1 rRNA gene is annotated in these 290 nt (G+C 41.0%); it reads right to left on the bottom strand.

Going from position 1 to position 290, the window contains the following annotated elements:
* Positions 1-218: 218 nt before the first annotated feature.
* Positions 219-290: ribosomal RNA gene (locus PV403_RS25130) — 16S ribosomal RNA — on the bottom strand; the annotation flags it as partial.

Below are 290 nucleotides of genomic sequence, written 5' to 3' on the forward strand. Positions count from 1 at the left end.
GGATATTTCTAAAATCGCAAAATTGTTTCGTTATCTAGTTTTCAAAGAGCAACTTTGTTGCGACCATAAAATTCTCGGTCCATCACGAAAAGTGTGGATGAAATTTTATGACTTGATTTTGAGAGATTAAACTCTCAAAACTGAACAACGAGTGAGTGTGCTCGGAAGCTTAGCTTCCGTATTTGAATGTTTCCGTTTCAGGAAACGATTCTCCATAGAAAGGAGGTGATCCAGCCGCACCTTCCGATACGGCTACCTTGTTACGACTTCACCCCAATCATCTACCCCAC

It is taken from the genome of Paenibacillus sp. GYB006, assembly GCF_036577645.1.
Lineage (GTDB): Bacteria > Bacillota > Bacilli > Paenibacillales > Paenibacillaceae > Paenibacillus.